Here is a 24,656-nt window from a genome sequence, read left to right as displayed (position 1 = left end):
GAGGAGCCCCTCGATGACCATCACCATTACCGCCTTTGAACGCTCACCCGATGGCGGCAAGGGACTGGCGCGTGATACGCGCGTTCGCTGGGCGCTTGAGGAAGTGGGCCAACCCTACCAGGTTCGCCTCGTTTCGTTTCGTGCGATGAAGGAACCCGCGCATCTGGCGCTTCATCCGTTCGGCCAGATTCCGACCTATGAGGAAGGCGATCTCGCCCTGTTCGAGACAGGGGCGATCGTGCTCCACATCGCCCAGCGCCATGCGGGTCTGCTGCCGAAGGATGCCAACGCGCGGGCGCGCGCGATCACATGGATGTTTGCCGCGCTCAACACGGTGGAGCCGCCAATCCTTGAACTCGAAACCGCCAGGCTGCTGGAGGGCGACAAGCCCTGGCATGCGGAGCGCCTGCCTCTGGTCGAGGAGCGTGTCCGAAGCCGGTTGAAACAACTTTCCGTTCGTCTGGGCGATGCCGATTGGCTCGATGGTGCGTTCAGCGCGGGCGACCTGATGATGGTGTCGGTGCTGCTCAGGCTGAAATCATCGGGCATTCTGGACGAATACCCGAACCTGGCCGCTCATGTCGCCCGCGGCGAAGCGCGGCCCGCCTACAAGCGAGCCTTCGACGCTCAACTGGCGGTTTACACCGGCAGCAAGCCATCGACCGGCTGATTGACGAAGCTCGTCGAGACCAGGCTCATCAGGCAGGGCCTGGAGCGGCTCACGTTCCCCGGGCTCGCTGAGGTCTTGCATCGGAGCTCTTCCTCGCTGAGCATCGGTTGGTGTCTCCACGCCCCTCTGGTTCTCCACCGCCTCGCGTCCTGGCCGACGTCTTCGCACGCACGCGCGTCCATGATGGGGCACTCGTGCTTGGCGCCGCGCTGTTCACCGCGTTGCTCGCGCAGGTCGCCCTCGAGGTGCCGGGCTCCCCGGTGCCGATCACGGGCCAGACGCTCGCGGTTGTCCTCATGGCCGCCGCGCTCGGGCCCGTGCGGGGCATGGCCGGGCAGTTCGCCTACGTCCTGCTCGGGGCGGTGGGACTGCCGTTCTATTCCAAGGGGGCCAGCGGCTGGGCACCGGTGCTCGGGCCGACCGGCGGCTACCTGGTGGGCTTCATCCCCGCGGCCTTCCTCGTGGGCCTCGCGGCGCGGCACGGCTTCGACAGGGTGGCATGGAAGGCGGTCCCGCTCTTCCTCGCTGGCCAGCTCGTCATCCTGGCCATCGGCGTGCCCTGGCTCTGTGTGGCGGCCCCGCTCGACCTCGCCACGGCCCTGCACAAGGGCTTCCTGCCCTTCCTCCCCGGTGGGTTGCTCAAGGCAATCCTCGCCGGCCTGTGGATGCCCCTCGCCTGGAGGCTCATTCAGCCTCGAGAGCCATGAGCTGGCCCGGGGCCAACTCGCGGGATACTTTTCGTCCTTCCATGGCGCAGGTGGCTCTGGGAGCGCGGATGAAGAACTTCATGCACCTGGTGGACCATCACGAGGCGGACTGTCTTGCTTTGAGCGCGGACGGCACACTCCTGGCGACAGGGGGGGAGGATGGACTCCGGTTGTGGAGCGCGCAGCAGGGGACCCCACTGGCAGTTCGCGCCGACGTGGGCCCGGTCAAGGCGCTGTGCTTCACGCCCGAGGGGGAGCACCTGCTCATCGGCGGGCGGGACGGGACACTGCGGCGCTGGGCCTTCCCCTCTGGAGCGGATGTGCAGCGCGTGCAGTGGGAGCAGCCCGTCATCGCCCTGGCAGTGACGGCACACGGCGGCCACCTCGCCGTGGGGCTGGGAAGAAAGAGCACTCCTGCTGGCTCCCACGTGGTCGTGCTCGCCCCGGGTGGAACCCCTGTCGAGCTGCTGTCTCAGGACGAGATCCCAGGCAACTGGTCCCTGGCGTTCTCTCCGGACGGTCGGACCCTGGCGGCGCTCAACGTCGATGGGCATGCCACGGAGGGCGCCTTCTTCGCCGTGGTGGAGGTGGCGACGGGCACCCTCCTGCAGCAACGTCTCGTCGGAACGCTGCACTACTCAGGCTCGGTATCGTTCAGCCCGGCCGGGCACCTGGCGATAGCTCCAAACCCGTGGAGGGACAGCAGCGGAGGAATCGGGGCAACCGGCTTCGTGGTGCTCGAGAACAGCCAGAGCCCGACGCCCCTTCTGACGTCCTGGTGGGAACACGAAACGGTGTTCCTGCCCGACGGCAGCCTCGTCGGCCGGAGCTGGAGCGCGCTCCACTTCCGTCCTCATCTGCACGACAAGGTCAGCGCCTCCCTGACTCTGCCAGAGGGAGGGCCCGAGGTAACGCTCCTCACGGCGGCCACGAGCGCACCGGTGGTGGCCACGGCCGTAGGAGACAACCGGGTGCTGGTGGGCTCCGTGGACGAGCTGCTGCGCCATGCCGAGGCGCATGAGTGAGGGCTGGAGCCGAGGGCCTGCCGGCACGTGTCGTATGATCCTCTTCTGAGGTACGCGTGAGCCAGAATATCCATTACGAGAACCGCGAGATTCAGGGCGAGCGGCTGGAACTGACCGACAAGGAGGCCAGCTACTGGCTCGGGCCCAACCTCACGCTGCGGGGCTGTACGGTCGTTATCGGCGTTGGCCGACGGCAATTCGTCCCCATGTGGGGGACGCTTATCGACTGCACCATTGAGGCAAAGCGCCAGGTCGAGGACCTGTGGTGGACGCGCATGCGGTTCGAGGGCTGCCGGTTCAAAGGGCGGTATTCAGGCGTTGGGTTCGGTCAGCGAGTCGGAGTCGACACCTGGTGGGAGCACGGCGGGATAGCGAATTGTGACTTCTCCGAGGCTCGGCTGGACTTGTGCAGTTTTCATGGCTGCGACACGCGGACAATTCAGCTCCCGAAGTGGCCGTGCTTCACCATCCTGGATCTGCTCAAGCACGGACCGGAGCTATTGAGAGTGCCCTGGCCGGGCGACTTCTTCCCGGTCACCCTCCAGGGGCTGCGCAAAGAGCAGCCTGATAGAGCGGCGCTGACCTTTTACGCGCCTGCGGAGGCGAAGCGCTCTGGCGTATCACTGGAGGAGCTCAAGGTGGCTGTGGAACGGTTCGACTTCATCGTGCGGTGAGCAACGATGACTACTCGAGGCCGCCTCACTGCGCTGGTCGCGCCGTCCGATTGGAGCATGCCTCACGAGATTCCACGGTGTCTTCGCTCCAGGCGCGAAACTGCGGCCATTTCTGGTCCCCCCAGCAGGTGGGAAGGAGGAGAACGAGGCGCCCCAGGCAGCGGCCCGCAAGGAGCCGCGGAAGGAGAGGTCGCCGCGACAGGACGCTCGCCGAGCTGCGCAGCAGGACGCGGCACTGGGACGTGTTGGCCTGCATGAGAGGTGGAGGCAGGCGAGGGGTGTTGGCGGACGTGACGGCACCCGGTGGTTGCGACGGCGGATGCCTATTCCGCCAGCAACTCGATGTACCGATCGGCGGACCTCCGGACGGCGGCCTCTCCGTCCTGCTTCACCTCGTGGCCAGCAAAGGCGCTGTAGATGCGCTCGAACCGCCAGGGGACGAGCCGGTCCACGATGCGCCGCACCGTGCCCGCGGACAGCGGCATCATGTTGGGATAGCTCCACATGAACGACACGCGGCGGGTGTCGGCCGCGACTTGCACGATGTCGCCGGCGAGCAGGGCACCGCGCCCGTCCGCGCCGCCGGCCCAGTGCAGCACGGTGCCTCCGGGAAAGTGCCCGCCCAGCCGCAGCAGCGTCACGCCGTCCACGAGCGACAGGGTGTCCCCGTCCCAGAACCGAATCGCCGCGTCCTCGCGCATCACCCACTGCCGGTCGGCGGCGTGGAGGTGGACGGGCGCGGAGAACACGCGCGCCCAGTCCTGCATGCGGGTGTAGTAGTGCGGGTGTGAAATGGCGATCGCCACGAGGCCGCCCAGCGCGCGGATGAGCGCCTCGGTCGCATCATCGAGCAGCGCCACACAGTCCCACAGGATGTTGCCCGCGGGGGTGCGCAGCAGGAGCGCACGCTGGCCGATGGCGAAGTCCGGCCGCGTGAGGAGTTCGAACAGTCCGGGCTCGAGCTGACGCCAGCTGTTGGCATGCCCGGCGGCGAGCGCTTCCGGCGTCGTCCAGGCCTGACCGCTCCTGGGCACGTACTGCCGCTCGTCCTCGCAGATGGGACACCGCTCGGGCGGCCGGTCCGCCGGGGGATAGGACGTTCCACAGGCACGGCAGATGTGGATGGACATGGGCGCCTCCCGGTTCACCCCTCCAACATGGGGCCGGGCCGCCGCATCCACCGGAGGGTCAAGCGCCCCGGGTGCCCTTCGTCCAGGCAGCCGGGCCCGGCTCGGTTCACCTGGGCCAGCGCCGCCGAGTCCTCCTCCTCGCCCTGGTGGTCACGCCCTGGGGCACGCCGTCCAGCCTCGCGCTCGGACGTGGAGGCTCCAAGGCTTTGCCTCGCCAGCCCGTGCACGTGCCACTACAGTCGCGAGGCCTGTGCCCGCGCCCATGCTCCAAGGGGGACCTCCTCATCATGAAACGTTTCGTCATGGGCCTCGCCCTGCTCGCCGGCTGCACCACCACCACCCGCCAGGCCGAGCCGCCCGCCACCACCCAGCATCCCGCCGCGCCCGCCAAGGCGGAGGCGCCACGGGAGCAGGACTCCCTCTATGTGTTCCAGGGCGTGGATGTCTTCGGCTCGCGCAAGGTTCCCAGGGAGAAGCTGCTCGGGTTGATCTCGTTGCCGGCGCCTGGCACGCGGCTCGACACGAAGAACGAGCCGCGGCAGAAGGAGTTCGTCGCCCACCTCGTCGAGAGCAAGAAGCGGCTCACCGACCTGGGGGCCTTCGCGTTCATCCGGATGTCGGTGGGCCAGACCCAGGAGCACACGATGGGGGTGTCGGTGGACCTGGTGGACACCGGGGACGAGTGGCGCATGCCCTTCCACCCCGAGCCGACGGGGGAGGTGGCCGATCCCGAGGGACTGCTCGCGGCCTGGTCGGACTACCTGAAGACGTTCTGGAAGCTGCGCAACGAGGGCGCGGTGCCCGAGTGGGGCATGGGCACGTGCCGCGCGCCCCTGGGGTGCTACGGAGGCTTCGAGCACCCCGAGCTCGCGCCCCTGGAGCAGCGGTTCATCGATGGGGTGCCCCGCAGCGCGGACGCGCTCGTGCGCGTGCTGCGTGAGGACAAGGACAGCGGCAAGCGCATGAACGCGCTCATGCTGCTGACGTACCTGTCCTCGCCCGAGCAGCTGGTGAAGGCCCTCCTCCCGTCGGTGCGTGACTCGAACGAAGGGGTGCGCAACGAAGCGCTGCGCCGGCTCGGGACGGCGGTGGAGCGGTCGAAGAAGCCCGGCCTCGTTCCGCTCGAGCCCGTGCTCGAGGCGCTCTGGTTCCCGCTGGCGTCCGATCGCAACAAGGCCGGCTGGACGCTGGTGCACATCATGGAGGTGGAGGGCACCGTCCACCGGCAGCAGATCCTCGACAAGGCGGGCGAGGTGCTGGTGGAGATGGCGGGCATGCGCTCGGGGATGGACCACGAGCCCGCGCGCAAGGTGCTCGCGCAGCTCGCGGGGCAGGACTTCGGCGCGGACACGGCGGCCTGGCGCCGCTGGTTCGAACAGGCGCGTGGTGCGGGTTCCCAGCGCCGCTGAGGACATCGAGACCGAGCCGCAGGGGGAAGCGCCGGATCCGGGGGGGCTCCCAAGCAGGTGGGGAGGAGGAGAAGGAGGCGCCCCAGGCAGCGGCCCGCTGAGTGAGAGGTGGAGGCAGGCAAGGGGTGTTGGCGGACGTGACGGCCCCCGGTGGGGTAGGCGCCCTGGTGGCGCACCTGGGGCTGCCCACGTCGAGGACGAGCCTGGCTCAATCCCAGGGGCGCGCCCAGCGCGCAGGGTGTTGAGGGCTCCACGGGATGAATCAAAGCCCGCCAGCTCCGATTCGCTCGATTCGAGGCCACTCACACAAATCAGCGGATGGCTCCTGGCTGTCCACTGACCTTCCATGCGAATTCCATGCCGGCTGAAACCGGTGGATCAATTCCACCTCAACGTAATGCCGTAGAGAGGCGGGTTCAATCGAGACAAAACTGAATCCGATGTGTTTGCCTTCCATGACTGCCCGCGACACTTCATCGAACTTGGACCCTGTGAAACTGCCGCTCGGGGTATCTTTATTTCTCCATACAAGGTGCGAGCGGATGCGCTGGCGGCTTAGATCTGCTTTCGACTGGCCGATGTACTTCAGTGTCCATTGACTCGCTGGATCCTCGGCCGTCAGGATGACGTAAACACCGCTTCGGTCAGCAACTGACCCGAGCAATCCTGAATTCTGTTGATCGATAGCGGGGACATGCTCTCTCCACTCCTCGGGTGTTTGCTGTTGACACAACTCAGCGGGGTATTGGACCCTAGCGACGCTTGCCTTCAGCGAAGCAAGGGCTGAGTCCGTCAGAAGCAGCAAGGGGTCAGCAGTCCCTGAAGGGGGGCGATATGTCACCATCTGAAATACCGACGCCAACGTGTCTTGGGAGGGCTGCTCCTGACTCTCACGGTAGACGGCCTCTATGTTGTTACCGTCTGGATCAAGCACGAAGGCCGCGTAATACCCGAGCGGGTAGCCCGTCGAGGTCGGACGCAGCCCTGGAACGCCATTGTCTGTCCCCCCGGCGCTCAGAGCCTTCGCGTAGAACGCTTCAACCTCAGCGCGGCTCTTCGCGGCGAACGCCGTGTGTTGCTTCACGCTGTGCGGATGGTAGCGGTCAATCCAGAAAACCGGATGGTCAATTCCATAACCAACACCGTCCAGACGATCGCCCTCCCGAAGTTCCATGACACGGTACATCCCCAGCGCACCCAGCACCGCATCATAAAATGCAGCGGAGCTGGGGACGTCCTCAACGCCAATGCCCGTGTGATCGATCATGAAAAGTGGTTCTCCAAGAGTCTAGAGGAAGGAAGCACGGCATCAATGTCGGCCCAATGGTCGGACTGTCAAGTGAGTCCGGCCCAGAGCCTCGATTCGGTGCTCGTGAGGCCCGAGATAGGACAACGACTCCAGATCATTCCGGGCGGACGAGGTAAGGGCGCGATTCCGCTGGAGGTTTCGCGTCGCCCTGCACGGCTTCGATTCCCGCCGCCGTCACCTTACGCGAAGAGGGAAGAGGCATGATGCAGGAGCCTGCCCCATAAGCCCACGCTCCTTGCCGCTCCCCTGCTGAGTGGGCTGATGGGGCCGGCGTGTGCCTGAAGAGGGCCGCAGCGCCTGTCCACCGGCCCGGCGCACCGCCCTGGCGGCCCCCCTCCGCTCCATCCCCCTCCCTCCACTCGGCCCCCATCCCGCCTAGGAGCTTGTCGGAGTATCGCCCCCAAACGTGTCCTACATACCAACCGTAGAGGTGCGTTCGACTCGCACTACTCAATATGTAGTGGTCGTGGGAATATTCCGACAGGCTCCTAGACGCCCCTGTTCAGCCAACTGGAGCCCCGATGCTGGCGGCAATGACGGCCACCGCGGAGAGCAGCCTGCCAAGGCAGTGTTGAGTGAGCCACAAGCCAGGGATGTTCAGGTAAGCAGTTTATTCTTGGATGCCTCCGGAAGAACTGCCACCCTGCGCCGAGGAAGCGCGCACCGGAGGCTCGCGCACGTTCGAGCCCCGAGGAAAGCACCGGTGCGAGCTGTCTCGGCCACGCCCTCGTGAAGGGAAGGAAGCTCGAACAATGAGCAGGACTCTTTCGATGCAAAGTCGCGCTGTACTCAGGAGAGGAGGGGGCCGCGCGCGTACGTTCGCGCTGCTCGCGGCGATCGCGTCAGCCTCGGCGGCTTGCACCGCGCCCTCGACGCCCCCGGACGCGCCACAGCAGCCCCCAGACGCGCCACAGCAGCCCCCGGACTCCCCACAGCCCCCGGTTACCAATACGGCTGTCATCTCGGGCAAGGCCCGCTTCGACGTGCTCAGCCCCACGCTCATCCGCACGGAGTACGCGGGTGACTCCCGCTTCCTCGACGCCCCGACCTTCAACGCCATCGGGCGGGGCGGCTTCGGCAAGACGAGCTTCACGACGCGGACCGAGGACGGCTGGCTCGTCATCGACACCGGCGCGCTGACGCTGCGCTACAAGGTGGGCTCCGGCCAGTTCACCGCCGAGAACCTCGTCGTCAGGCTGAAGGCCGGCGCGCAGGACGTCGAGGCGCGCCCCTGGGCCAGCCGGGTCATCCCGACTTGCGCGCTCGGCGTGCTCTGCGAGGCAGAGGGCCTCGTGCTCGAAGGCCTCAGCGAGGCGCGCGACCACACCGGCTTCACCGGCACCGGCTTCGCCGCGGGCTTCGAAGGGACCGGGACCCGCGTCACCTTCCAGGTCGCGCCCGCGGCGGGCGGCTCCTACGTCCTGGACCTGCGCTACGCGAACGGACTCGGCGACCCGCGCACGCTCACGCTCACGGTCGACGGCGGGTCGGCGCGCCAGGTCTCGCTGCCGCGCACCGGCAACTGGGACTCCTGGGGCCACCTGGCACTGCCGCTCGACCTGACCGCCGGGCCGCACGTGGTTGCCCTGACGCGCACCAAGTCGGACACGGGCCAGCTCAACATCGACAGCCTCGCGCTGCTCAAGTCCGGCGACGCGTACCCGCAGGCGCCGAGGACCTGCGGTTTCGGAGCGCTCTGCGAGGCCGAGGCGCTCGCGCTCAGCGGCCGGATGCACCTGGCGACCGACCACCTCAACTACACCGGCAACGGGTTCGCCGCGGGCTTCGAGGGCGTGGGTGACTCGATTCGCTTCGACATCGACGCACCCGCCGCCGGCGACTACGAGCTGACCGCCCGCTACGCCAACGGTTTCACGTCGCTGGCCGGCGTGACGCTGACGGTCGAGGGCGGTTCGAGCAGCACCCCCATCTCCATGCCGTCCACGGGCAGCTGGGACGCCTGGAAGCCCGTCACCGCGCGGGTGTACCTCGCGGCCGGCACCAACCACGTCACGCTCGTGCGGCAGGCGACCGACGCCGGCAACGTCAACATCGACAGCCTGGCCATCGGCCCGGCCGGCACGGGCCTTCCCGCGCCTGGCAGCACGGTGGGTGGGGCCTGCGGCTTCGGCGGCATCTGTGAGGCGGAGTCCGCGGGCCTGTCCGGCGGCGCGAGGACCGCCAAGGACCACAACGGCTACAGCGGCAAGGGGTTCGCGGCGGGGCTCGACGTCACCGACTCGCGGATGACCGTGCGCGCGGTCGGCGTTCCGGCGGCTGGCACGTACTCGCTGCAACTGCGCTACGCCCGCGGGCTGAAGACGCCGGGCGCGGTGACCGTGCAGGCAGGTACGGGCGCGGCCTCCACCCTCACGCTGCCGCCCACGAGCGACTGGGACAGCTGGCGCACGGTGCGCACGAACGTCACCCTCCCCAGCGGCACCAGCGACGTGCGCCTGAGCTGCCCGCAGGCCGGCGGGTGCGCGATCAACGTCGACACCGTGGCGCTGACGAAGACCGACGCGCCGCTGCTCGCGCCGCACGCCGCGCTCGGCGGCTACCGGCGTGGCCTCGACGCCTTCGACGGCGACAAGGGCAGCGCGATCCTCAACCCGGGACTTCTCTACCAGGACGGCTGGTCGCTGCTGGATGACACCGCCTCGGCGGAGTACGACCCGGCGACGCGCAAGCTCACTCCCCGCGCCGCGCACCCGGGCGGCTACCAGGACGGCTACGTCTTCGGCTACGGCCAGGACTACCCACGGGCCCTCGGCGACCTCGCGACGCTCACGGGCCCGTCGAAGCTGCTGCCGCGCTGGGCGTACGGCGTCTGGTTCTCCGAGTACCTCGACTTCACCGCGGCCGACTTCCAGGAGAAGTTGATCCCGACGTTCCGCAGGGAGGGCGTGCCCCTCGACGTCCTCGTCGTCGACACCAACTTCAAGGCCGGCAACTACTGGAACGGCTGGGCGATCGACACCAGCAAGTTCCCCAACCCCGAGGGGTTCTTCGACTGGGCGCGCTCGCAGGGCCTGCACACGACCCTGAACATCCATCCCAGCATCCTGCCGACCGACCCGAAGTTCGCGGCCGCGCAGGCGACCGCGAAGGGCAAGCTCGCCCGGCACACCGGCGGCTGCTCGGGCGAGGCCTCCGAGTGCTACACCTTCGACTTCGGTGATCCCGACCAGTTGAAGGCGTTCTTCAGCCTGCACGACACGATGACGCAGCAGGGCACCGACTTCTGGTGGCTCGACTGGTGCTGCGACGCCAGCGAGGCCAACATCGACGGCGTCACCGGCGACGCGTGGATCAACCAGCAGTACACCGACTACACGAACGCCAGCATCGGCCGCGGCTTCGCGTTCTCCCGCGCGTTCGGCTCGCTGCAGGCGGGCGGCTACAGCAACCCGACCGCGGTGCCGACCGGGCCGTGGGCGGACAAGCGCACGACGCTGCCCTTCACCGGTGACACCACCTCGACGTGGGGGACCCTCGCGGCCGAGGTCGGCTTCACCTCCGGCGAGGGCGTTGCCACCGGCCTGTCGGCGATCAGCCACGACATCGGCGGGCACAACGGCGGCCTGTGGGGCCTCCCCGGCTCGGACGTCGTCCACGGCCAGCGCACGGACAAGCTGCCCGACGACCTGTACGCCCGCTGGGTCCAGTTCGGCACCTTCCAGCCGATCGATCGCCTGCACAGCAACCACGGCGACCGGCTGCCCTGGCAATACCCGGGCGCCGCGGCCGAGTCGGCGAAGAAGTTCCTCAACCTGCGCGAGGCGCTCGTGCCGTACACCTACACGCTGGCGCGTGAGGCGGAGGCGACGGGCGTCCCGGTGGTGCGGCCGACGTACCTCGCGTACCCGACCGAGCAGGACGCGTACGCGACGGCCGGCAGCGAGTACCTGTACGGCTCGGACGTGCTCGTCGCGCCGGTGACCACGTCCGGGAACACCGCCACGACCACGGTGTGGTTCCCGCCGGGCAGCTCGTGGACCGACTGGTTCACCGGCAAGACGTACGCGGGCGGCACGACCCAGAGCATCACCACCGGGCTGGACACCATGCCGGTGTTCGTCAAGTCCGGCGGGATCGTGCCCACGCGCAGCAAGAACGTCACCAACGACGTCCAGAACCCGCTGGACGCGGTCACGCTCACGGTGGCGGCGGGCGCGACGGGGCACGCCAGCCTCTTCGAGGATGACGGCAAGACCTCAGACCGCACGCAGAGCACCCGCACGGACATCCGCTACACCGAGGGCGGCCAAAGCGCGGCGCTCCGTGTCGACGGCCCTGTCGGGTCGTTCACCGGGCAGGTGCAGAAGCGCGCGTGGACGGTGCGTTTCGTGGGTGCGCGGGAGCCGGCGTCGGTGACCCTCGACGGCCAGGCGGCGCCGGCCGGCAGCTGGACCTGGGACGCCGCGAGCCGCGTCCTGACGGTCAAGGTGGCCGAGCGTCCGACGAGCCAGAGTGTGGACGTGGCCTACCAGTACAGGTAGGCCGCGTTGGCCCCGGGTCAGCTCCTGACCCGGGGACCAACGCCGTTCAGCCGCTCTGGATACTGTTCCTGGGGACGTCTCAGGCGAGTTCGATCACGATCCCGGCCCGGGCGCTCCTTCTGGAGCCTCCGCGCCTGGCTCTCGCATGTCGCGCCACCTTGCTCCCGCGCGGCATCAATAGACAGCATCAATTACGGCGTCCACCACACCTTCTTGACGCCCGAGCCACACCAGCTCTCCGCGCGATTCAGGCAGTTGCCACAAACTTCCTGGATCGACCGGATGGCTCCGCTGCAGCACTCGAAGTTGCAGGTGCTGTACCCGGCATTGCAGATGCCCGTGTACTCCCGGGTACATGCCAGCGCATTCACTTCGCCCTTCGAGGCGTTCGCCTCATCACCCGAGGTCACAACCTCGGTCGCGAGGGCCGTGTCCTCGTTCATGGAGCCGGACAGCTCGTCCTGCTCTGGCATACCGCACGCCATCACACCCAGGCAAAGCAGCAAAGCGCTTGCGAAGTTCTTCATGGCTGATCCTTTCGGAAATGGGGAGCGTGACATCCGCGCCCAGGCGGGACGTCACATATCTATTAAAATCTAGAAATCCGGGGATGTAAACAAAAACAAGCATTTCACCTGCAATGGCATATTCCGGTAACGCAGATGCGTTGCTTCGGCTCAGACCTGAAAGCCCACCAGGAGAGGAGTCGGCCGATTGTCTGGTTGCTCATTGAGTCTGGGCTCTTGAGGCGGTTGCAGTGCCAGATGACGCGTTGCTTCAGCGTCCCCTCCCGGCGCGGAACTCTCGCTCAATCACTTTCCTGCCGCGCGTGTGCTTCGACTTCCAGCCAGTATGAATCCAAGGTGGAGCAGTGGGGCGTGCCGCTGGAGTTGCTCCAGGTGCATGGCTCGGTGAGCGCGGACGTAGAGCGAATAGGGATTGTCTATCTGGTCGGGGGCCCTGCGCACCCTCCTGTCTGGTTCCGCTCCCAGGCAGCGGCCCGCGAGGAGCCGCTGAAGGAGAGGCGGCCACATCCGCGAGGGCGAGGCAGTGGACTTCTCCGCAGCGGAGGGCCTCGCCCATGTGGAGCGGCAGTGCCTCGAGGGCGAGGCGCGCTTCCGCCTAGTCCGGCATGGAGCCGCCGATGGACACCCAGTCTCCCCAGGTGTTGTTGGAGAAGCCCTTCACCCAGACGGCGTTGTCGGAGCCACGTGCGTAGATGTGGTTGGTGTTGAGGGTGTCGGAGACGGCGGTGGGCGAGGACGTCATGGTGCCGCCGAGTGACAGCCAGCTGCCCCAGGTGTTGTTGGAGAAGCCCTTCACGTGGATGGCGTTGTCGGTACCGCGCCCGTAGACGTAGGTGGTGTTGGGGGAGGCGGAGACAGCGGCGGGCGCGGAGGAGAGGGTTCCCCCGAGGTTCACCCAGGAGCCCCACTGGGCACCGTCGAAGCCAATCACCCAGAGGGCGTTGTCATGGCCACGCACGTACACCTGGGCGGTGCCGGGGGACATGGAGACGGCGGACGGGTCGGAGGCGAAGGTGAAGTCGCCACCAATCTGCACCCAGTCCCCCCAGGTGTTGTTGGCCCAGCCCTTCACCCACAGCCGGTTGTCCTGGGCACGGATGAAAACCCAGGTGACGTTCGGGTTGGGGGAGACGGCGGAAGGGCCAGAGGTGAGGATGCCACCGAGTGGCAGCCAGTCCCCCCAGGTGTTGTTGGCGAAGCCCTTCACGTGCAGTTGGTTGTCGGTGCCGCGTACGTAGACGTGCGTGACGTTGGGAGCCGGAGAGGTGGCGGACGGCGCGGACGTCAGCTGGCCACCCAGGTCCAGCCAACTGCCCCACACGCTGCCATTCCACCCCTTCACCCACAGCGAGCTGCCCGGGCCGCGGATGTACACCTGCTGCGTGCCGGCCGCCATGGACACCGCCGACGGGTGGTTGTGCGCCGGGTTCAGGCCTCCACCCTGGCCCCAGGTGTGCTGGCCCAGGAAGTTGTGGAGATTGAGCGCCACCAGCGACGAGCCGCCCCACTGCGAGGTGCCGCACTGCTGCGCGTAGGCGCCCACCCAGGGCGTGTACGTGTAGAGGGCCACGGTGGCCTTGTTCCGTGGCGTCACCGTGCACGGGTCCAGCGTGTTCTTCGCCACACCCACGCGCCAGCCGGTGCGCGACTGGCCGTTGCGGTTGATTTCATCCAGGTACGTGCGGATGAGGCCCGCGGCGCACTCCACCTGCTTGCCGAAGCCCGTGTAGGAGACGTCGCAACCTCCTCCGTCCGGGCAGCCGCAGCCGGTGGCCTTGGAGAGGCTGGTGGAGTCCGCCACCGTCTTGTTGACGAGGCCCGACTCCGTCTGGATGCGCGCCAGCATGTAGAGGGGGCTGACACCCCTCGCCGTGGAGACGTTGGCGATGATGTCCGCCGCCAGCCGGTTGCCGTAGGCGGGGTCCCGGTAGTTGCGCAGGCCGCTGCTCTTCTTGTTGAGGAAGCCCTGCACCTCCGCCTCGGTGATGTTCCCTCCGCCCCAGATTTCTCCATCCTCGAGCAGCCGGTGCATGTCCTGCGTGCCGAGCTCCTGTGGCAGCACCTGGCCCGTGAACGGGTCGATGGTGGGCTCATTGTCCCCCTCGTTCATGGGACCGCAAGCAGTCGCGAGAAGCATCGCGGCAACCGTCAACCATTTTTGGATTCGCATTTTTTCGCCCAATTCCTATTCGGGTCGGTCGGATGCCGCGCCTAGTCCGGCATGGAGCCGCCGATGGACACCCAGTCCCCCCAGGTGTTGTTGGAGAAGCCCTTCACCCAGACGGCGTTGTCGGAGCCGCGTGCGTAGATGTGGTTGGTGTTGAGGGTGTCGGAGACGGCGGTGGGCGAGGACGTCATGGTGCCGCCGAGCGACAGCCAGCTGCCCCAGGTGTTGTTGGAGAAGCCCTTCACGTGGATGGCGTTGTCGGTGCCGCGCCCGTAGACGTAGGTGGTGTTGGGGGAGGCGGAGACAGCGGCGGGCGCGGAGGAGAGGGTGCCCCCGAGGTTCACCCAGGTGCCCCACTGGGCACCGTCGAAGCCAATCACCCAGAGGGCGTTGTCGTGGCCACGCACGTACACCTGGGCGGTGCCAGGGGACATGGAGACGGCGGACGGGTCGGAGGCGAAGGTGAAGTCGCCACCAATCTGCACCCAATCCCCCCAGGTGTTGTTGGCCCAGCCCTTCACCCACAGCCGGTTGTCCTGGGCACGGATGAAAACCCAGGTGACGTTCGGGTTGGGGGAGACGGCGGAGGGGCCGGAGGTGAGGATGCCACCGAGCGGCAACCAGTCCCCCCAGGTGTTGTTGGCGAAGCCCTTCACGTGCAGCTGGTTGTCGGTGCCGCGTACGTAGACGTGCGTGACGTTGGGCGCCGGAGAGGTGGCGGACGGCGCGGACGTCAGCTGGCCACCCAGGTCCAGCCAACTGCCCCACACGCTGCCATTCCACCCCTTCACCCACAGCGAGCTGCCCGGGCCGCGGATGTACACCTGCTGCGTGCCGGCCGCCATGGACACCGCCGACGGGTGGTTGTGCGCCGGGTTCAGGCCCGCGACGCCACCCGGAGGCGGCTTGCCGTCCTTGAAGAACTGTGTGGCACGGTCGCGCGCGGCCGCGGTGGAGAACTCGACGTGGAGGTGGTCGGTATGCGGGTTGGGGCCCGTGTACGCGCTCATCTTGGTGCCGGACGCCGAGCCGCTCCACTGGGCCTGGTCCCAGATGATGTAGAGCACGCCCATGTAGCGGGCGTTCTTGATGAGGTGGTTGCCAATCGCGTCGCCCTTCGTGTTGTCCGCGGCCCCGCCGGAGAGCGGGACAAAGACGTCCAGCGCGCGGCCCGCGGCGTGGATGGAGAGGACGCTCGGGTCGGCGGTGTTGCCGCGGCAGGCGTAGCCGCCGTAGGAGGTGGCCTGCGGGAAGTGCTGGCGAATCCAGTCACCGATTTCGCGCGTGCCGGGCAGCAGGCCACCGGCGCACACGGCGGGCGGGCCCTCGTAGGGCATGTACTGCGAGGCACCTGCATTCAGCACGTCCGCGGGAGGCGCCCACCGGCCGGCAATGGCAACGGACTGGCGGATGCTGCCGGGGCTCGCGTAGATGCCGAGGCCCTCGTCGTCGTCGTGAATCACCTGTGCCTTGGCGAAGAGTTCCAGGCGCACGAACTCGGCCCCCTCACTCGCGCGCACGCGCACCGCGTCCGCCTCGGTGTCGAGCACCACCTGGCCGCTGCCCATCTCTCCCTGGCGCCACTCGAAGGGCACCGGCTGCCAACTGCCCCACGTGCCGCCCGGCTCGCGCAGCTGGTACTCGAAGCGGGAGGACTCCGGCGCCGTCACCTGGAACGTCACCGCCCGGAAGGGACGGTGGGCCACCACCTCTCCCTCGCCTGTAGCGAAACGGTCCGTCTTGTTCAGGTAGTGCAGCTCGCTGCGGCGCAGGTCCGCGGACTCGTTCACCACCTGCTCGAGCGGCTCACCACTTTCCGTCGAGCCGCAGCCCGTCATGGACATGCCGCCGAGGGCGAGGCACGCCATCAACATCGCGCCGAGCTTCCGCGGGCGCTTCACCGGCAACCTCAGCGTTTCCTGCTCCTTCGAATGACCAAACAATACTCGCATGCGAACAACTCCGGGGGGACCCGTTGGGACGAACAGAGTGGTTGAGAGACTGCTGCGATGAACGCCGACAGACTAGAGGCGGAATGGGGCCCTGATTGAGGGGCGGGCTGGTGCAAAGGAAAATCAGCCTGGGCGTATACGAAGGGCCCCCTGCGTGGCCGACGCATGAGAGGGGTCAAGAGCGATAGGCATACGGCGATATGAATTTTCCAGAACTGCATCGCCGACGCGGATCCTCATTGATTCTCCTCACCAGCACGCGGCGCGGCCCCGCCAGTGAAGGCCTGAAAAAGGCTTTCCTGAAAAGAAAGAGGGCTCGGGTGGGGTGCCATCCCAAAAAAATGAGAACTCCCTCGGCGAAACGGACGAGGCCGCCTGTCTTCCAGTCTGACGGTAATTTTGTGTATGAGAACCGCGGTCTCCCCCCTTTCACTGCGCTTGCCTCGAGCAGACGAGCCGGTTAGATGAGTTATCGGTCAATCACTAACCGGGAGCACACGATGAGTACGAGCACCATGCAGTCGGCCCAGCACGCCGTCCGGGAGCACCTGCGCCTTCTCTCCGGCGGTCGGATCGAGGAGTGGCTGGAGCTGTTCGCCCGCGACGGAATCCTCGAGTTTCCCTTCGCGCCGACCGGGATGCCGCCGCGTGTCCAGGGTCGAGAGGCGCTGCGAGCGCACATGAGCCGCTTCCCCGAGACCTTTGACGTGGAGTTCGTCGGACTCGTCTTCCACGAGACGACCGACCCGAACCGGGCCGTCGCCGAGTTCCGGTCGGTCGGTCGGGCGATTCCCACCGGCAAGCCGTACGAGCAGACCTGTATCTCGGTGGTCCACACCGACGACGAGGGGCGGATCACCCGCTACGTCGACTACTGGAACCCGCTGGTCGCCATGGAGGCGCTCACGCCCGACGGCGACGCCACGGGGACGGGCGTGGCCGCGAGCTTCGGCGGCTGACGGACCGTCCGAAAGCCCTGGTGTACCCCGGCTGGGCACGCGTGATTAACTTCCTCCCATGCCCGCCCCCGGCACCAGCGCGAAGAGCGACGAGCGACGTCGGACCGTGCTCGAGGCGGCTGTCGCCTGCTTCTCGCGCAAGGGGTTCTACGGGACCACGACGCACGAGATCGCCGAGCGCGCCGGCATCTCGCAGCCGTACGTGTACCGCCTGTTCGCCAACAAGCAGGAGCTCTTCGCGGGCGCCGTCTACTTCGTCTCGGAGCTGATGACGAGCACGCTGACCGAGCACGTCAGCAGGACGTCCCCGCCACCGCGCTCGCCGGCGCAGGCGCTGCAGGCGGCACGACGGGCGTACGCCGCGCTCATCGAGGATCGCGACGTGCTGATGTTCCTGATGCACGCCAACTGCGCCGCCGACGAGCCGCTCGTCGGCGACGCCGTGCGCCGGTGCTACGCCAAGCAGGTCGAGCTCGTCCGAGAACTCCTGGGGTCCGACGAGTCAGCGATCCGTCAGTGGTTCGGTGCCGGCATGCTCGACAACGTCGTCACCGCCCTCGGCCTCGCCGACATCGACGAGCCTTGGGCGCGCACCCTGAGCGGTTCCTGATTCAGGGGGACAATCCTTTGAGGAAGGAGAGGAGCGCGGCATTGACCTCGGCGGGGCGCTCCTGTTGGACCCAATGGCCCGCGCCCGGGACGATGACCGGCTCGTGGAGGTGAGGCACCAGGGCCTTCATCGGCTCGACCGGCGCGAAGGCGCGTCCCGGGTCCTGCTCACCGATGACGAAGAGCGCGGGCTGATGGATCTTCAGCGTGGCGAGCTCGGGCAATTCCTCCCAGTCCCGGTCCATGTTGCGGTAGCGATTGAGGCTGCTGCGGAAGCCATCGCGGGAGAACTCCTTCACGAAGTACGCGAGGTCCTCTTCCGTGAGCCAGGCGGGCAGGGTGGAGGGGGTCTCGAGGCCCACGAGGTAGCCGTCGCCTGGCTTCTTCGCGCGCACGACCGGGGACATGGGATCGTAGCCGGGAGTGCCGGTGTAGATCGTGCGCAGCGCCTTCTCGACATCCGCCTCGAACTCCGCCTCGGCGACGCCGGGCTGCTGGAAGTAGAGGAGGTACAACCAGGTGTCCTGGAACGTGTGCCGGAAGAGCTGCGTGGGCGGCTGGGGCGAGCGGCCGAGGTGCGGCACGCTCATGCTGACGACCGCGCGGTAGCGCTCGGGGTGGAGCGCGGCGCTGGTCCACGCCATCGCCGCGCCCCAGTCGTGGCCGACGATGACGGCGGTCTTCTCCCCGAGGGCATCGAGCAGACCGGTGAAGTCGGCGAGCAGCTGCTTCATGCTGTACGCCTCGATCTCCCAGGGCTTGTCACTCTGGCCGTAGCCGCGCACATCGGGGGCCACGACGTGGTAACCGGCGGCGGCGAGCGCGGGGATCTGGTGGCGCCACGAGTACCAGGACTCCGGCCAGCCATGGAGCAGCAGCACCAGGGGACCCTGGCCGGCCTCGGCGATATGCAGGTGGATGCCGTTGGTCTGAACGATGCGGTGGGTGATTTCAAACATGGTGGAGCCTTTGTCTTGGAAACGAAGGGAACTCACTCCTCCACCGTGCCACACGGGCTCCGCACCGGAAGATGCTAAAAAAGCATCGCGTTCCTACCGCTCGCCGCCCTCCATAGGGGCCCCCATCCGTCCTATTACTTAGAAGTAGCGCACGGGGTGCTAGAACGGGCGCATGGACGCGAGCACCGCGCTGTGCGCCACCCATCCCGAGAGCCCCGCCGAAGGCACCTGCAGCCGGTGCGGCACGTTCCTATGTGAGCGCTGCCGCCGGTGGCAGGCGGGGCGGATGCTCTGCCTGCGCTGCCACAAGGTGGTGCTGGGGGAGAAACCCTCGAAGCGCGCCATGACGGCGCTGGCCTTCGCCACGCTGGGCTTCTGCGGGTTCGTCCCCGGGCTCGTGGCCATCGTGCTCGGGCACCAAGAACTGGCCGCCATCCGCCGGGGCGAGGCCCCTGGCTCCGGTGAGGGACTGGCCATGCTCGCGCGCAACGTGGGCTGGTTCCATCTGGCGATGCTCGTCGTCGTGGGAGTTGGGCTCGCACTGCGGGGATGAGTGGGGGCGCGCCCGTCCCGGGCCTTTGCTCCACCAGGCAGACCGGCTAGCCTTCCGGGCTTCACAGTCGAAGAGGGGGGCCGCACATGGCGAAGAAGACGTTTGCGTTGGAACCCGGTGGACCGCAGCGCCTGGTGCTGAGCTGGGGGATGTTCTGGAAGAACTTCCAGGCCACCCTGGATGGAAAACCGCTGGGCACGGTGACGGGCGGACAGAAGGAGCTGAAGAAGGGCGTGGAGTTCCCCCTCCCCGACGGAAGCACCCTGCACATCCAGTTCGTCCAGAGCTTCATGAACGCGGAGCTGCGGGTCATGCGCAACGGGGTGCCCCTCCCGGGCTCGGCGTCGGATCCCGAGCAGCGGGTGAGGAGTATGGCGTACCTCCTCTACTTCCTGGCCGGCTTCAACACGCTCGTCGGCGTGGTGGCCATGCTCATCAACTCGGAGATCCTCGAGAGCATGGAGCTGGGCCTGGGCAGCATCATCTTCGGAGGCCTCGTCGCGGTGCTGGGCTTCTTCACCTATCGCCGCTCGCGCGTGGCCATGGTGCTGGCCATCCTCCTCTACGCCGCCGACGGGCTCTACACGCTCGCCACCTACGGAGGCTCGGGCCGCTCGCCGCCGACGTTCGGCATCCTCTTCCGCATCTACATCATCTACGCCATGGTTCAGGCAGTGAAGGCCGCGGGCGAGCTGTCGCGTCAGGAAGAGCGCTCCACGGGCCTGTCTCCCTCGCCCTGAGCCTGCACCTGGTGGGTGCCCTCGTAGAGCATGTTCAGGGGGAGAATCCTACTGTCAGGGGGAAGCCACATGGTGCATCCTCGAGGACGCACGGCTTCAGCTGCCCGTAGCTCCCTCTTGCCAGGAGTCAAATCATGCAACTCAATGCAGAACGCTGGACGACCAGACTGCTGGGCGTCTGGCTCGCGGTACTGGTGGTGGCTTGTGGTCAGTCCATTGATGCTCCAGGAGAGCCGGGGCAGGGCACCACGAGCAATCACTCGGCAGCCGTGCAGATGCCGGGGCCGGGCGGAGTGGTGTTCGTCGCCGCGGGTGAGTCTCATTCGCTGGTGGGGCTCCCGGATGGAACCCTCTGGGCAACAGGTGCCAACGACTCGGGCCAGCTCGGGCAGGGCACTCCGGGTGACCGCTCGGTGCCGATGCAGGTGGAGTTGGGAAGTCGATTGCTCTCCTTGTCCGCGAGTTCCTCCCATTCGCTGGCGGCGCGCTCGGACGGTACCGTGTGGGCTTGGGGCTCCAACTCCAAGGGCGAACTGGGGGATGGCACCACGAGCAACCGTCTGGCGCCGGTGCAGGTGCAGGGATTGCGTGGCGTGGTGATGGTGGCAGCGGGCTCCTCCTATTCGCTGGCGGTACGTTATGACGGCACCGTCTGGGCCTGGGGCGAGAATCAATACGGCCAGTTGGGGGATGGCACCACGAGCAACCGTCTGGCGCCGGTGCAGGTGCAGAGGTTGAGTGGAGTGGTGACCGTGGCCGCGGGCCACTCCCATTCGCTGGCGGTGCGCTCCGACGGCACCGTGTGGGCCTGGGGCTACAACTCTTCAGGCCGGCTGGGGGATGGCACCACGAGCACCCGCTTGGAGCCGGTGCAGGTGACGGGGTTGAGCGGAGTGGTGGCCGTGGCCGCGGGCAAAACCCATTCGCTGGCGGTGCGCTCCGACGGCACCCTCTGGGCCTGGGGCTACAACAACTACGGCCAACTGGGGGATCGCACCACGAGCACCCGCTTGGAGCCGGTGCAGGTGCAGGGGTTGAGCGGCGTGGTGGCCGTGGCCGCGGGCCACTACCATTCGCTGGCGGTGCGCTCCGACGGCACCCTCTGGGCTTGGGGCTTCAACTACTACGGCCAGCTGGGGGACGGCTATGGGGCCGACAGCTCCTCGCCAAGGCAGGTGAAGGGGCTGAGCGGAGTGGTGGTGGCCGTGGCGGCGGGCGGTGATCACACGCTGGCCGTCCGCTCCGACGGTACCGTGTGGGCCTGGGGCGACAACTACTTCGGCCAGTTGGGGGGTGGCACCAAGGACGCCCATTTGCTTCCAGCGCAGGTGGAGGGACTGCTGGGGCTGAGCGGAGTGGCGGCCGTGGCGGCGGGCGCCCTCCATTCGCTGGCGTTGCGCTCCGACGGCACCGTCTGGTCCTGGGGTTACAACTTATACGGCCAGTTGGGGAATGGCACCGAGGACCACAGGTGGGTGCCAGGGCAGGTGACGGGGCTGAACGGAGCGGTGGCCGTGGCGGCGGGCTCATACCATTCGCTGGCGGTGCGCTCCGACGGCACCGTGTGGGGTTGGGGCCACAACTTCTACGGCGAGCTGGGGGATGGCACCAAGAGCAAACGCCTGGTACCAGTGCAGGTGAAGGGGCTGAGTGGAGTGGTGGCCGTGGCGGCGGGCAAAACCCATTCGCTGGCGGTGCGCTCCGACGGCACCGTCTGGGCCTGGGGCGAGAACCAATACGGCCAACTGGGGGATGGTACCGAAAGCACCCGCTTGGAGCCGGTGCAGGTGCAGGGGTTGAGCGGGGTGGTGGCCGTGGAGGGGGGCTACTTCCATTCGCTGGCGTTGCGCTCCGACGGCACCGTGTGGGCTTGGGGGAACAACTACAACGGTGAGCTGGGCGATGGGACGACGAGCGGGCACCGCCTCGCTCCAGTGCAGGTGCGGGGCCTGAGTGGAGTGGTGGCCGTGTCGACGGGCGCCCACCATTCGCTGGCGATACGCTCCGACGGCACCGTGTGGGCGTGGGGGATCAACTACTACGGCGAGCTGGGGGATGGCACCGAGATCAACCGCTTGGAGCCGGTGCGGGTGCCGGGATTGAGCGGAGTGGTGTCCGTGGCGGCGGGAGCCTTCTACTCACAGGCGGTGCGCTCGGATGGCACCGTGTGGGCCTGGGGCTACAACCTCTCCGGCCAATTGGGGGATGGCACCACGAACACCCGTCGGGTGCCGGAGCAGGTGCAGGGGCTGAGCCGGATGCTGGCCGTGGCGGCGAATGACGACCATTCGCTGGCGGTGGGCGCCGGTGGCGCCGTGTGGGCGTGGGGTTTCAACCGCTTCGGCCAACTGGGGGATGACACCACGGACGACAACCTGGCTCCTGTTCATGTGCGGGGGCCGACCGGAGGGGAGTCCGTGGCCGCCCTCGGATGGAGGAGCTCTCGAGCCGGCCCCCATCCGCCTTTGACAATCCGTGCTGGGCGCCCCTAGCGTTCCGCTCCACGGAAGTGTGCCGCCGACAGGGGGGGCACCCGACGAGGACGGGCCATGACGGGCGAGGAACTGCTGCAGCGCAAGTTGAAGTGGGAGAAGACGCCGGATGCCTTCCATCCGATGCGCACCGAGGTGGATGGACAGGAGCTGCGCATCCGCGTCGGCGACTTCCCCGAGGAGTCCCTGTACACGCTGCTCGCGGGCGACGAGGAACTCGCTCAGTTCGACGACTGGCCCAAGACGTGGCAGCGCCCCCCCTCCGAAAAGTCCGCGGGCTTCTACGGCAAGTCCAAGACGACCAGGCAGGACAAATAAACCCCGACGTCCCCTCCGCTTTCTCCGAAAGTCACCGCCATGACCCTCAGGACGTCCCGGTCTCCGCGCCCTGCCGCCTCGCCGCCCTCCTCGTCCACACGTGCGAGCAAGTCCACGGGCTCCAGCACGCCCACGGGCGCGAGCACCCCCCCCTCGTCGACGTCCGCGGCCTCGTCCAACCGGGTCCGCGACAACTACTCGCCGCGGTCGCGGGACACCAAGACGGCGAACGTGCTCAGCACGGGCGCGAACAACGCCCCGAAGATGAGCAACACGGACGTCCGTGCCTGGTACAACCAGAAGGTCGGTGAGATCCCGGCGCTCGACGCCCAGTGGAAGGCGGCGGGCCTGTCGCCCGAGCAGCGCGCCCGGAAGGCGGCGGGGATCCGCCACGAGGCCCGCCTCGAGGCGCGCGGCATGATGGAGAACAAGGCCGACGTGGACGCGCTGCGCGCACGGGACATGAAGGAGTACGGCAACCCGGATGGCCCCACCTTCGATGACCTCGTGAACAAGGCCAAGCAGAAGGGACATCAGGGCGACGCCGTCTACGAGTACATCCTCGGCAGCTCCAACCGGACCAATGCCGAGGTGAACGCGAAATATTCCCAGGGAGGCACCGCTCCCCCCGCGTCGGGTCACGCCAAGCTCTGACCGTCCCCCTATTCGGCCTTCAGAATCCTGGGGTTGGAGTTGCCCCAGATCGTGTACTGGTCCGCGAGGAGCGTGCCCGCGCCCTCCTCCAACTCCGCTCGGGTGATTTCACTCGTGCCTTGTTTCCCAAAGAGCACGACTTCATCGCCGGGCTGGATCGCCGGGCTGTCGGTCACGTCGACCATGAAGGTATTCATGGAGACCCTGCCGACGATGGGATGGCGCAGCCCTCGGATCAGGACATGGCCCCGGTTCGAGAGCACGCGGCTATAGCCGTCGGAGTAACCCACCGGGATGTTCGCAAGCCTCGAGTCGCGTTTCAGGGCGAACGTACGGTCGTAGCCGACCGTGCTCCCGGCCGGATAGCTGTTGACGCTCGCGACGCGAGACTTGAACTGCAACATCCGCTTGAACTCCGGGTACTTCGCCAAGGAGTTGCCGAAGAGCACCGCTCCCACGCGCACCATGTCCAGGTGACTCTCAGGCACCTCCAGCGTCGCGAAGGAGTTGGCGCAGTGGAGCGTGAGTTGGCTTCGATCGAGGTTGCCATTCTCGATGACCCAGTCGGCCTGCTCCTTGAAGGTGGCGAGCACGCGCAAGATGTCTTCTCGTTCCTCCACTGGGAAGTGGGTCATGATGCCAACGAGCTTGAGGCTCGGGAGCCGCAGGAGCTCGAGGACCTCCTTCTTGCCTTGCGCCGTGACGAGCTCGATCCCGTTGCGGCTCATGCCCCCGGCGTCGAGCTCAAGGTGCATGGGAATGGTGCGGGCGTGCTTCTTGCCAATGTCCGAGACCCGCCTCGCGTACGCGAGATTGCCGACCGGCTCCTCGAGCCCATAGCGCAGCCCATCCTCGACCTCGTCCATCGTGGCGCTTCGAAGCCGGATGAGACGCCCGCTGAAGCCCCTGGCGCGCGCCCGCCTCGCCTCGTCATTGCTCGTGATGCCGACGCACGGCACGCCCAGCTCCGAAAGAGAGGGGATGAGCAGGTCCATTCCGTGCCCATAGGCGTCAGCCTTCATGACCACGCAGATGCGGGTCTTCTCTCCCAGCCTGGTCCGCAGGGTGCGCAGATTGCCTTCAAATGCCGCCTTGTCGATCTCCAGCCACGCGTTGCCGGTGAACGGGTGGAGCCGTTCCGTCCCGGCCTGGGCCGAGTCCTGGAGCGGGTGATGACCTGAAGGCGTCTGACAACTCAGCAGGTACAGGGGCGCGAGCAGTACAACCCACATGCGGGCAAGGGACATTGGAGGCTCCTCATCCGGCACTGTATCGGGCTCGAGCCTCAACACCACGCGGG

General features: G+C 67.4%; 20 protein-coding genes. 13 read left to right on the top strand and 7 right to left on the bottom strand.

The annotated features are described in order from the left end of the window. Positions 1-13: 13 nt before the first annotated feature. From F0U63_RS26235 to F0U63_RS26220, 4 genes are all read left to right on the top strand, one after another. Positions 14-670: a glutathione S-transferase family protein gene (locus tag F0U63_RS26235; RefSeq protein ID WP_395833573.1), complete on the top strand. Its 657-nt coding sequence runs from the start codon at positions 14-16 to the stop codon at positions 668-670. Between the two features lie 194 nt (positions 671-864). Further along, a complete protein-coding gene (locus F0U63_RS26230) occupies positions 865-1,377 on the top strand; it encodes a biotin transporter BioY (protein WP_395833571.1) in 513 nt (170 codons plus the stop codon). Between the two features lie 68 nt (positions 1,378-1,445). Then, entirely contained in the window at positions 1,446-2,402 is a 957-nt protein-coding gene (locus F0U63_RS26225; protein WP_395833569.1) for a WD40 repeat domain-containing protein, read from the top strand. A gap of 56 nt (positions 2,403-2,458) precedes the next feature. Continuing rightward, the gene (locus F0U63_RS26220) at positions 2,459-3,076 is read left to right on the top strand and encodes a hypothetical protein (protein ID WP_395833567.1); all 618 of its coding nucleotides are present in this window, start codon (positions 2,459-2,461) and stop codon (positions 3,074-3,076) included. A 323-nt stretch (positions 3,077-3,399) separates the two neighbouring features. Here the strand turns inward: F0U63_RS26220 and F0U63_RS26215 are convergent, their stop codons facing one another. Continuing rightward, the gene (locus F0U63_RS26215) at positions 3,400-4,206 is read right to left on the bottom strand and encodes an MBL fold metallo-hydrolase (RefSeq protein WP_395833565.1); all 807 of its coding nucleotides are present in this window, start codon (positions 4,204-4,206) and stop codon (positions 3,400-3,402) included. Positions 4,207-4,493: 287 nt separating this feature from the next. Between F0U63_RS26215 and F0U63_RS26210 the strand changes: the two genes are divergently transcribed. Then, positions 4,494-5,615, top strand: coding sequence for a HEAT repeat domain-containing protein (locus F0U63_RS26210; RefSeq protein WP_395833563.1), 1,122 nt, complete (start codon positions 4,494-4,496; stop codon positions 5,613-5,615). 262 nt (positions 5,616-5,877) lie between these two features. On the opposite strand, the gene F0U63_RS26205 is transcribed toward F0U63_RS26210, so the two are convergent. Further along, positions 5,878-6,882 (bottom strand): VOC family protein, encoded by a 1,005-nt coding sequence (locus tag F0U63_RS26205; protein ID WP_395833561.1) that lies wholly within the window; start codon positions 6,880-6,882, stop codon positions 5,878-5,880. 812 nt (positions 6,883-7,694) lie between these two features. Here F0U63_RS26205 and F0U63_RS26200 point away from each other — a divergent pair. Beyond that, the gene (locus F0U63_RS26200; protein ID WP_395833559.1) at positions 7,695-11,426 is read left to right on the top strand and encodes a TIM-barrel domain-containing protein; all 3,732 of its coding nucleotides are present in this window, start codon (positions 7,695-7,697) and stop codon (positions 11,424-11,426) included. 191 nt (positions 11,427-11,617) lie between these two features. On the opposite strand, the gene F0U63_RS26195 is transcribed toward F0U63_RS26200, so the two are convergent. From F0U63_RS26195 to F0U63_RS26185, 3 genes are all read right to left on the bottom strand, one after another. Further along, entirely contained in the window at positions 11,618-11,953 is a 336-nt protein-coding gene (locus F0U63_RS26195) for a hypothetical protein (RefSeq protein ID WP_395833557.1), read from the bottom strand. Positions 11,954-12,548: 595 nt separating this feature from the next. Then, positions 12,549-14,063 carry a hypothetical protein gene (locus tag F0U63_RS26190; protein ID WP_395833555.1) on the bottom strand — a complete coding sequence of 505 codons (1,515 nt, stop codon included), beginning with the start codon at positions 14,061-14,063 and terminating at the stop codon, positions 12,549-12,551. Positions 14,064-14,164: 101 nt separating this feature from the next. Continuing rightward, positions 14,165-16,021 (bottom strand): hypothetical protein, encoded by a 1,857-nt coding sequence (locus F0U63_RS26185; protein ID WP_395833553.1) that lies wholly within the window; start codon positions 16,019-16,021, stop codon positions 14,165-14,167. Positions 16,022-16,572: 551 nt separating this feature from the next. On the opposite strand from F0U63_RS26185, the gene F0U63_RS26180 reads away from it, so the two are divergent. Both F0U63_RS26180 and F0U63_RS26175 read left to right on the top strand, forming a co-directional pair. Further along, a complete protein-coding gene (locus F0U63_RS26180) occupies positions 16,573-17,031 on the top strand; it encodes a nuclear transport factor 2 family protein (protein ID WP_395833551.1) in 459 nt (152 codons plus the stop codon). A 106-nt stretch (positions 17,032-17,137) separates the two neighbouring features. Continuing rightward, the gene (locus F0U63_RS26175; protein ID WP_395833549.1) at positions 17,138-17,641 is read left to right on the top strand and encodes a TetR/AcrR family transcriptional regulator; all 504 of its coding nucleotides are present in this window, start codon (positions 17,138-17,140) and stop codon (positions 17,639-17,641) included. Position 17,642: 1 nt separating this feature from the next. On the opposite strand, the gene F0U63_RS26170 is transcribed toward F0U63_RS26175, so the two are convergent. After that, complete coding sequence (locus F0U63_RS26170) at positions 17,643-18,599, bottom strand: alpha/beta fold hydrolase (RefSeq protein ID WP_395833547.1); 957 nt, start codon at positions 18,597-18,599, stop codon at positions 17,643-17,645. Positions 18,600-18,771: 172 nt separating this feature from the next. Here F0U63_RS26170 and F0U63_RS26165 point away from each other — a divergent pair, with 172 nt between their 5' ends. From F0U63_RS26165 to F0U63_RS26145, 5 genes are all read left to right on the top strand, one after another. Further along, positions 18,772-19,152 carry a DUF4190 domain-containing protein gene (locus tag F0U63_RS26165; RefSeq protein ID WP_395833545.1) on the top strand — a complete coding sequence of 127 codons (381 nt, stop codon included), beginning with the start codon at positions 18,772-18,774 and terminating at the stop codon, positions 19,150-19,152. A gap of 86 nt (positions 19,153-19,238) precedes the next feature. After that, on the top strand, positions 19,239-19,892 hold the full coding sequence (locus F0U63_RS26160) for a hypothetical protein (protein WP_395833543.1): 654 nt from the start codon (positions 19,239-19,241) through the stop codon (positions 19,890-19,892). Between the two features lie 134 nt (positions 19,893-20,026). Further along, positions 20,027-22,384, top strand: a complete 2,358-nt coding sequence (locus tag F0U63_RS26155) for an RCC1 repeat-containing protein (RefSeq protein WP_395833541.1) — start codon at positions 20,027-20,029, stop codon at positions 22,382-22,384. A 57-nt stretch (positions 22,385-22,441) separates the two neighbouring features. Next, positions 22,442-22,702, top strand: a complete 261-nt coding sequence (locus tag F0U63_RS26150) for a hypothetical protein (protein ID WP_395833539.1) — start codon at positions 22,442-22,444, stop codon at positions 22,700-22,702. Between the two features lie 39 nt (positions 22,703-22,741). After that, the gene (locus tag F0U63_RS26145; RefSeq protein ID WP_395833537.1) at positions 22,742-23,356 is read left to right on the top strand and encodes a hypothetical protein; all 615 of its coding nucleotides are present in this window, start codon (positions 22,742-22,744) and stop codon (positions 23,354-23,356) included. An 8-nt stretch (positions 23,357-23,364) separates the two neighbouring features. Here F0U63_RS26145 and alr read toward each other — a convergent pair whose 3' ends face one another. After that, on the bottom strand, positions 23,365-24,603 hold the full coding sequence (gene alr / locus F0U63_RS26140; protein ID WP_395833535.1) for an alanine racemase: 1,239 nt from the start codon (positions 24,601-24,603) through the stop codon (positions 23,365-23,367). Positions 24,604-24,656 lie beyond the last annotated feature (53 nt).

The sequence above is a fragment of the Cystobacter fuscus genome, from assembly GCF_044360685.1.
Classification (GTDB): Bacteria; Myxococcota; Myxococcia; order Myxococcales; family Myxococcaceae; genus Cystobacter; species Cystobacter fuscus_C.
This window is presented reverse-complemented; position numbering and strand designations above follow the sequence as displayed.

Bases quoted from the DNA above. Each gene is read 5' to 3' on its own strand.
- F0U63_RS26205 (WP_395833561.1), bottom strand. From the start codon at position 6,882: ATGATCGATCACACGGGCATTGGCGTTGAGGACGTCCCCAGCTCCGCT.
- alr (WP_395833535.1), bottom strand. From the start codon at position 24,603: ATGTCCCTTGCCCGCATGTGGGTTGTACTGCTCGCGCCCCTGTACCTG.
- F0U63_RS26150 (WP_395833539.1), top strand. From the start codon at position 22,442: ATGACGGGCGAGGAACTGCTGCAGCGCAAGTTGAAGTGGGAGAAGACG.
- F0U63_RS26235 (WP_395833573.1), top strand. From the start codon at position 14: ATGACCATCACCATTACCGCCTTTGAACGCTCACCCGATGGCGGCAAG.
- F0U63_RS26210 (WP_395833563.1), top strand. From the start codon at position 4,494: ATGAAACGTTTCGTCATGGGCCTCGCCCTGCTCGCCGGCTGCACCACC.
- F0U63_RS26190 (WP_395833555.1), bottom strand. From the start codon at position 14,063: ATGAACGAGGGGGACAATGAGCCCACCATCGACCCGTTCACGGGCCAG.
- F0U63_RS26155 (WP_395833541.1), top strand. From the start codon at position 20,027: ATGCAACTCAATGCAGAACGCTGGACGACCAGACTGCTGGGCGTCTGG.
- F0U63_RS26200 (WP_395833559.1), top strand. From the start codon at position 7,695: ATGCAAAGTCGCGCTGTACTCAGGAGAGGAGGGGGCCGCGCGCGTACG.
- F0U63_RS26195 (WP_395833557.1), bottom strand. From the start codon at position 11,953: ATGAAGAACTTCGCAAGCGCTTTGCTGCTTTGCCTGGGTGTGATGGCG.
- F0U63_RS26225 (WP_395833569.1), top strand. From the start codon at position 1,446: ATGAAGAACTTCATGCACCTGGTGGACCATCACGAGGCGGACTGTCTT.
- F0U63_RS26180 (WP_395833551.1), top strand. From the start codon at position 16,573: ATGAGTACGAGCACCATGCAGTCGGCCCAGCACGCCGTCCGGGAGCAC.
- F0U63_RS26170 (WP_395833547.1), bottom strand. From the start codon at position 18,599: ATGTTTGAAATCACCCACCGCATCGTTCAGACCAACGGCATCCACCTG.
- F0U63_RS26145 (WP_395833537.1), top strand. From the start codon at position 22,742: ATGACCCTCAGGACGTCCCGGTCTCCGCGCCCTGCCGCCTCGCCGCCC.
- F0U63_RS26215 (WP_395833565.1), bottom strand. From the start codon at position 4,206: ATGTCCATCCACATCTGCCGTGCCTGTGGAACGTCCTATCCCCCGGCG.
- F0U63_RS26165 (WP_395833545.1), top strand. From the start codon at position 18,772: ATGGACGCGAGCACCGCGCTGTGCGCCACCCATCCCGAGAGCCCCGCC.
- F0U63_RS26160 (WP_395833543.1), top strand. From the start codon at position 19,239: ATGGCGAAGAAGACGTTTGCGTTGGAACCCGGTGGACCGCAGCGCCTG.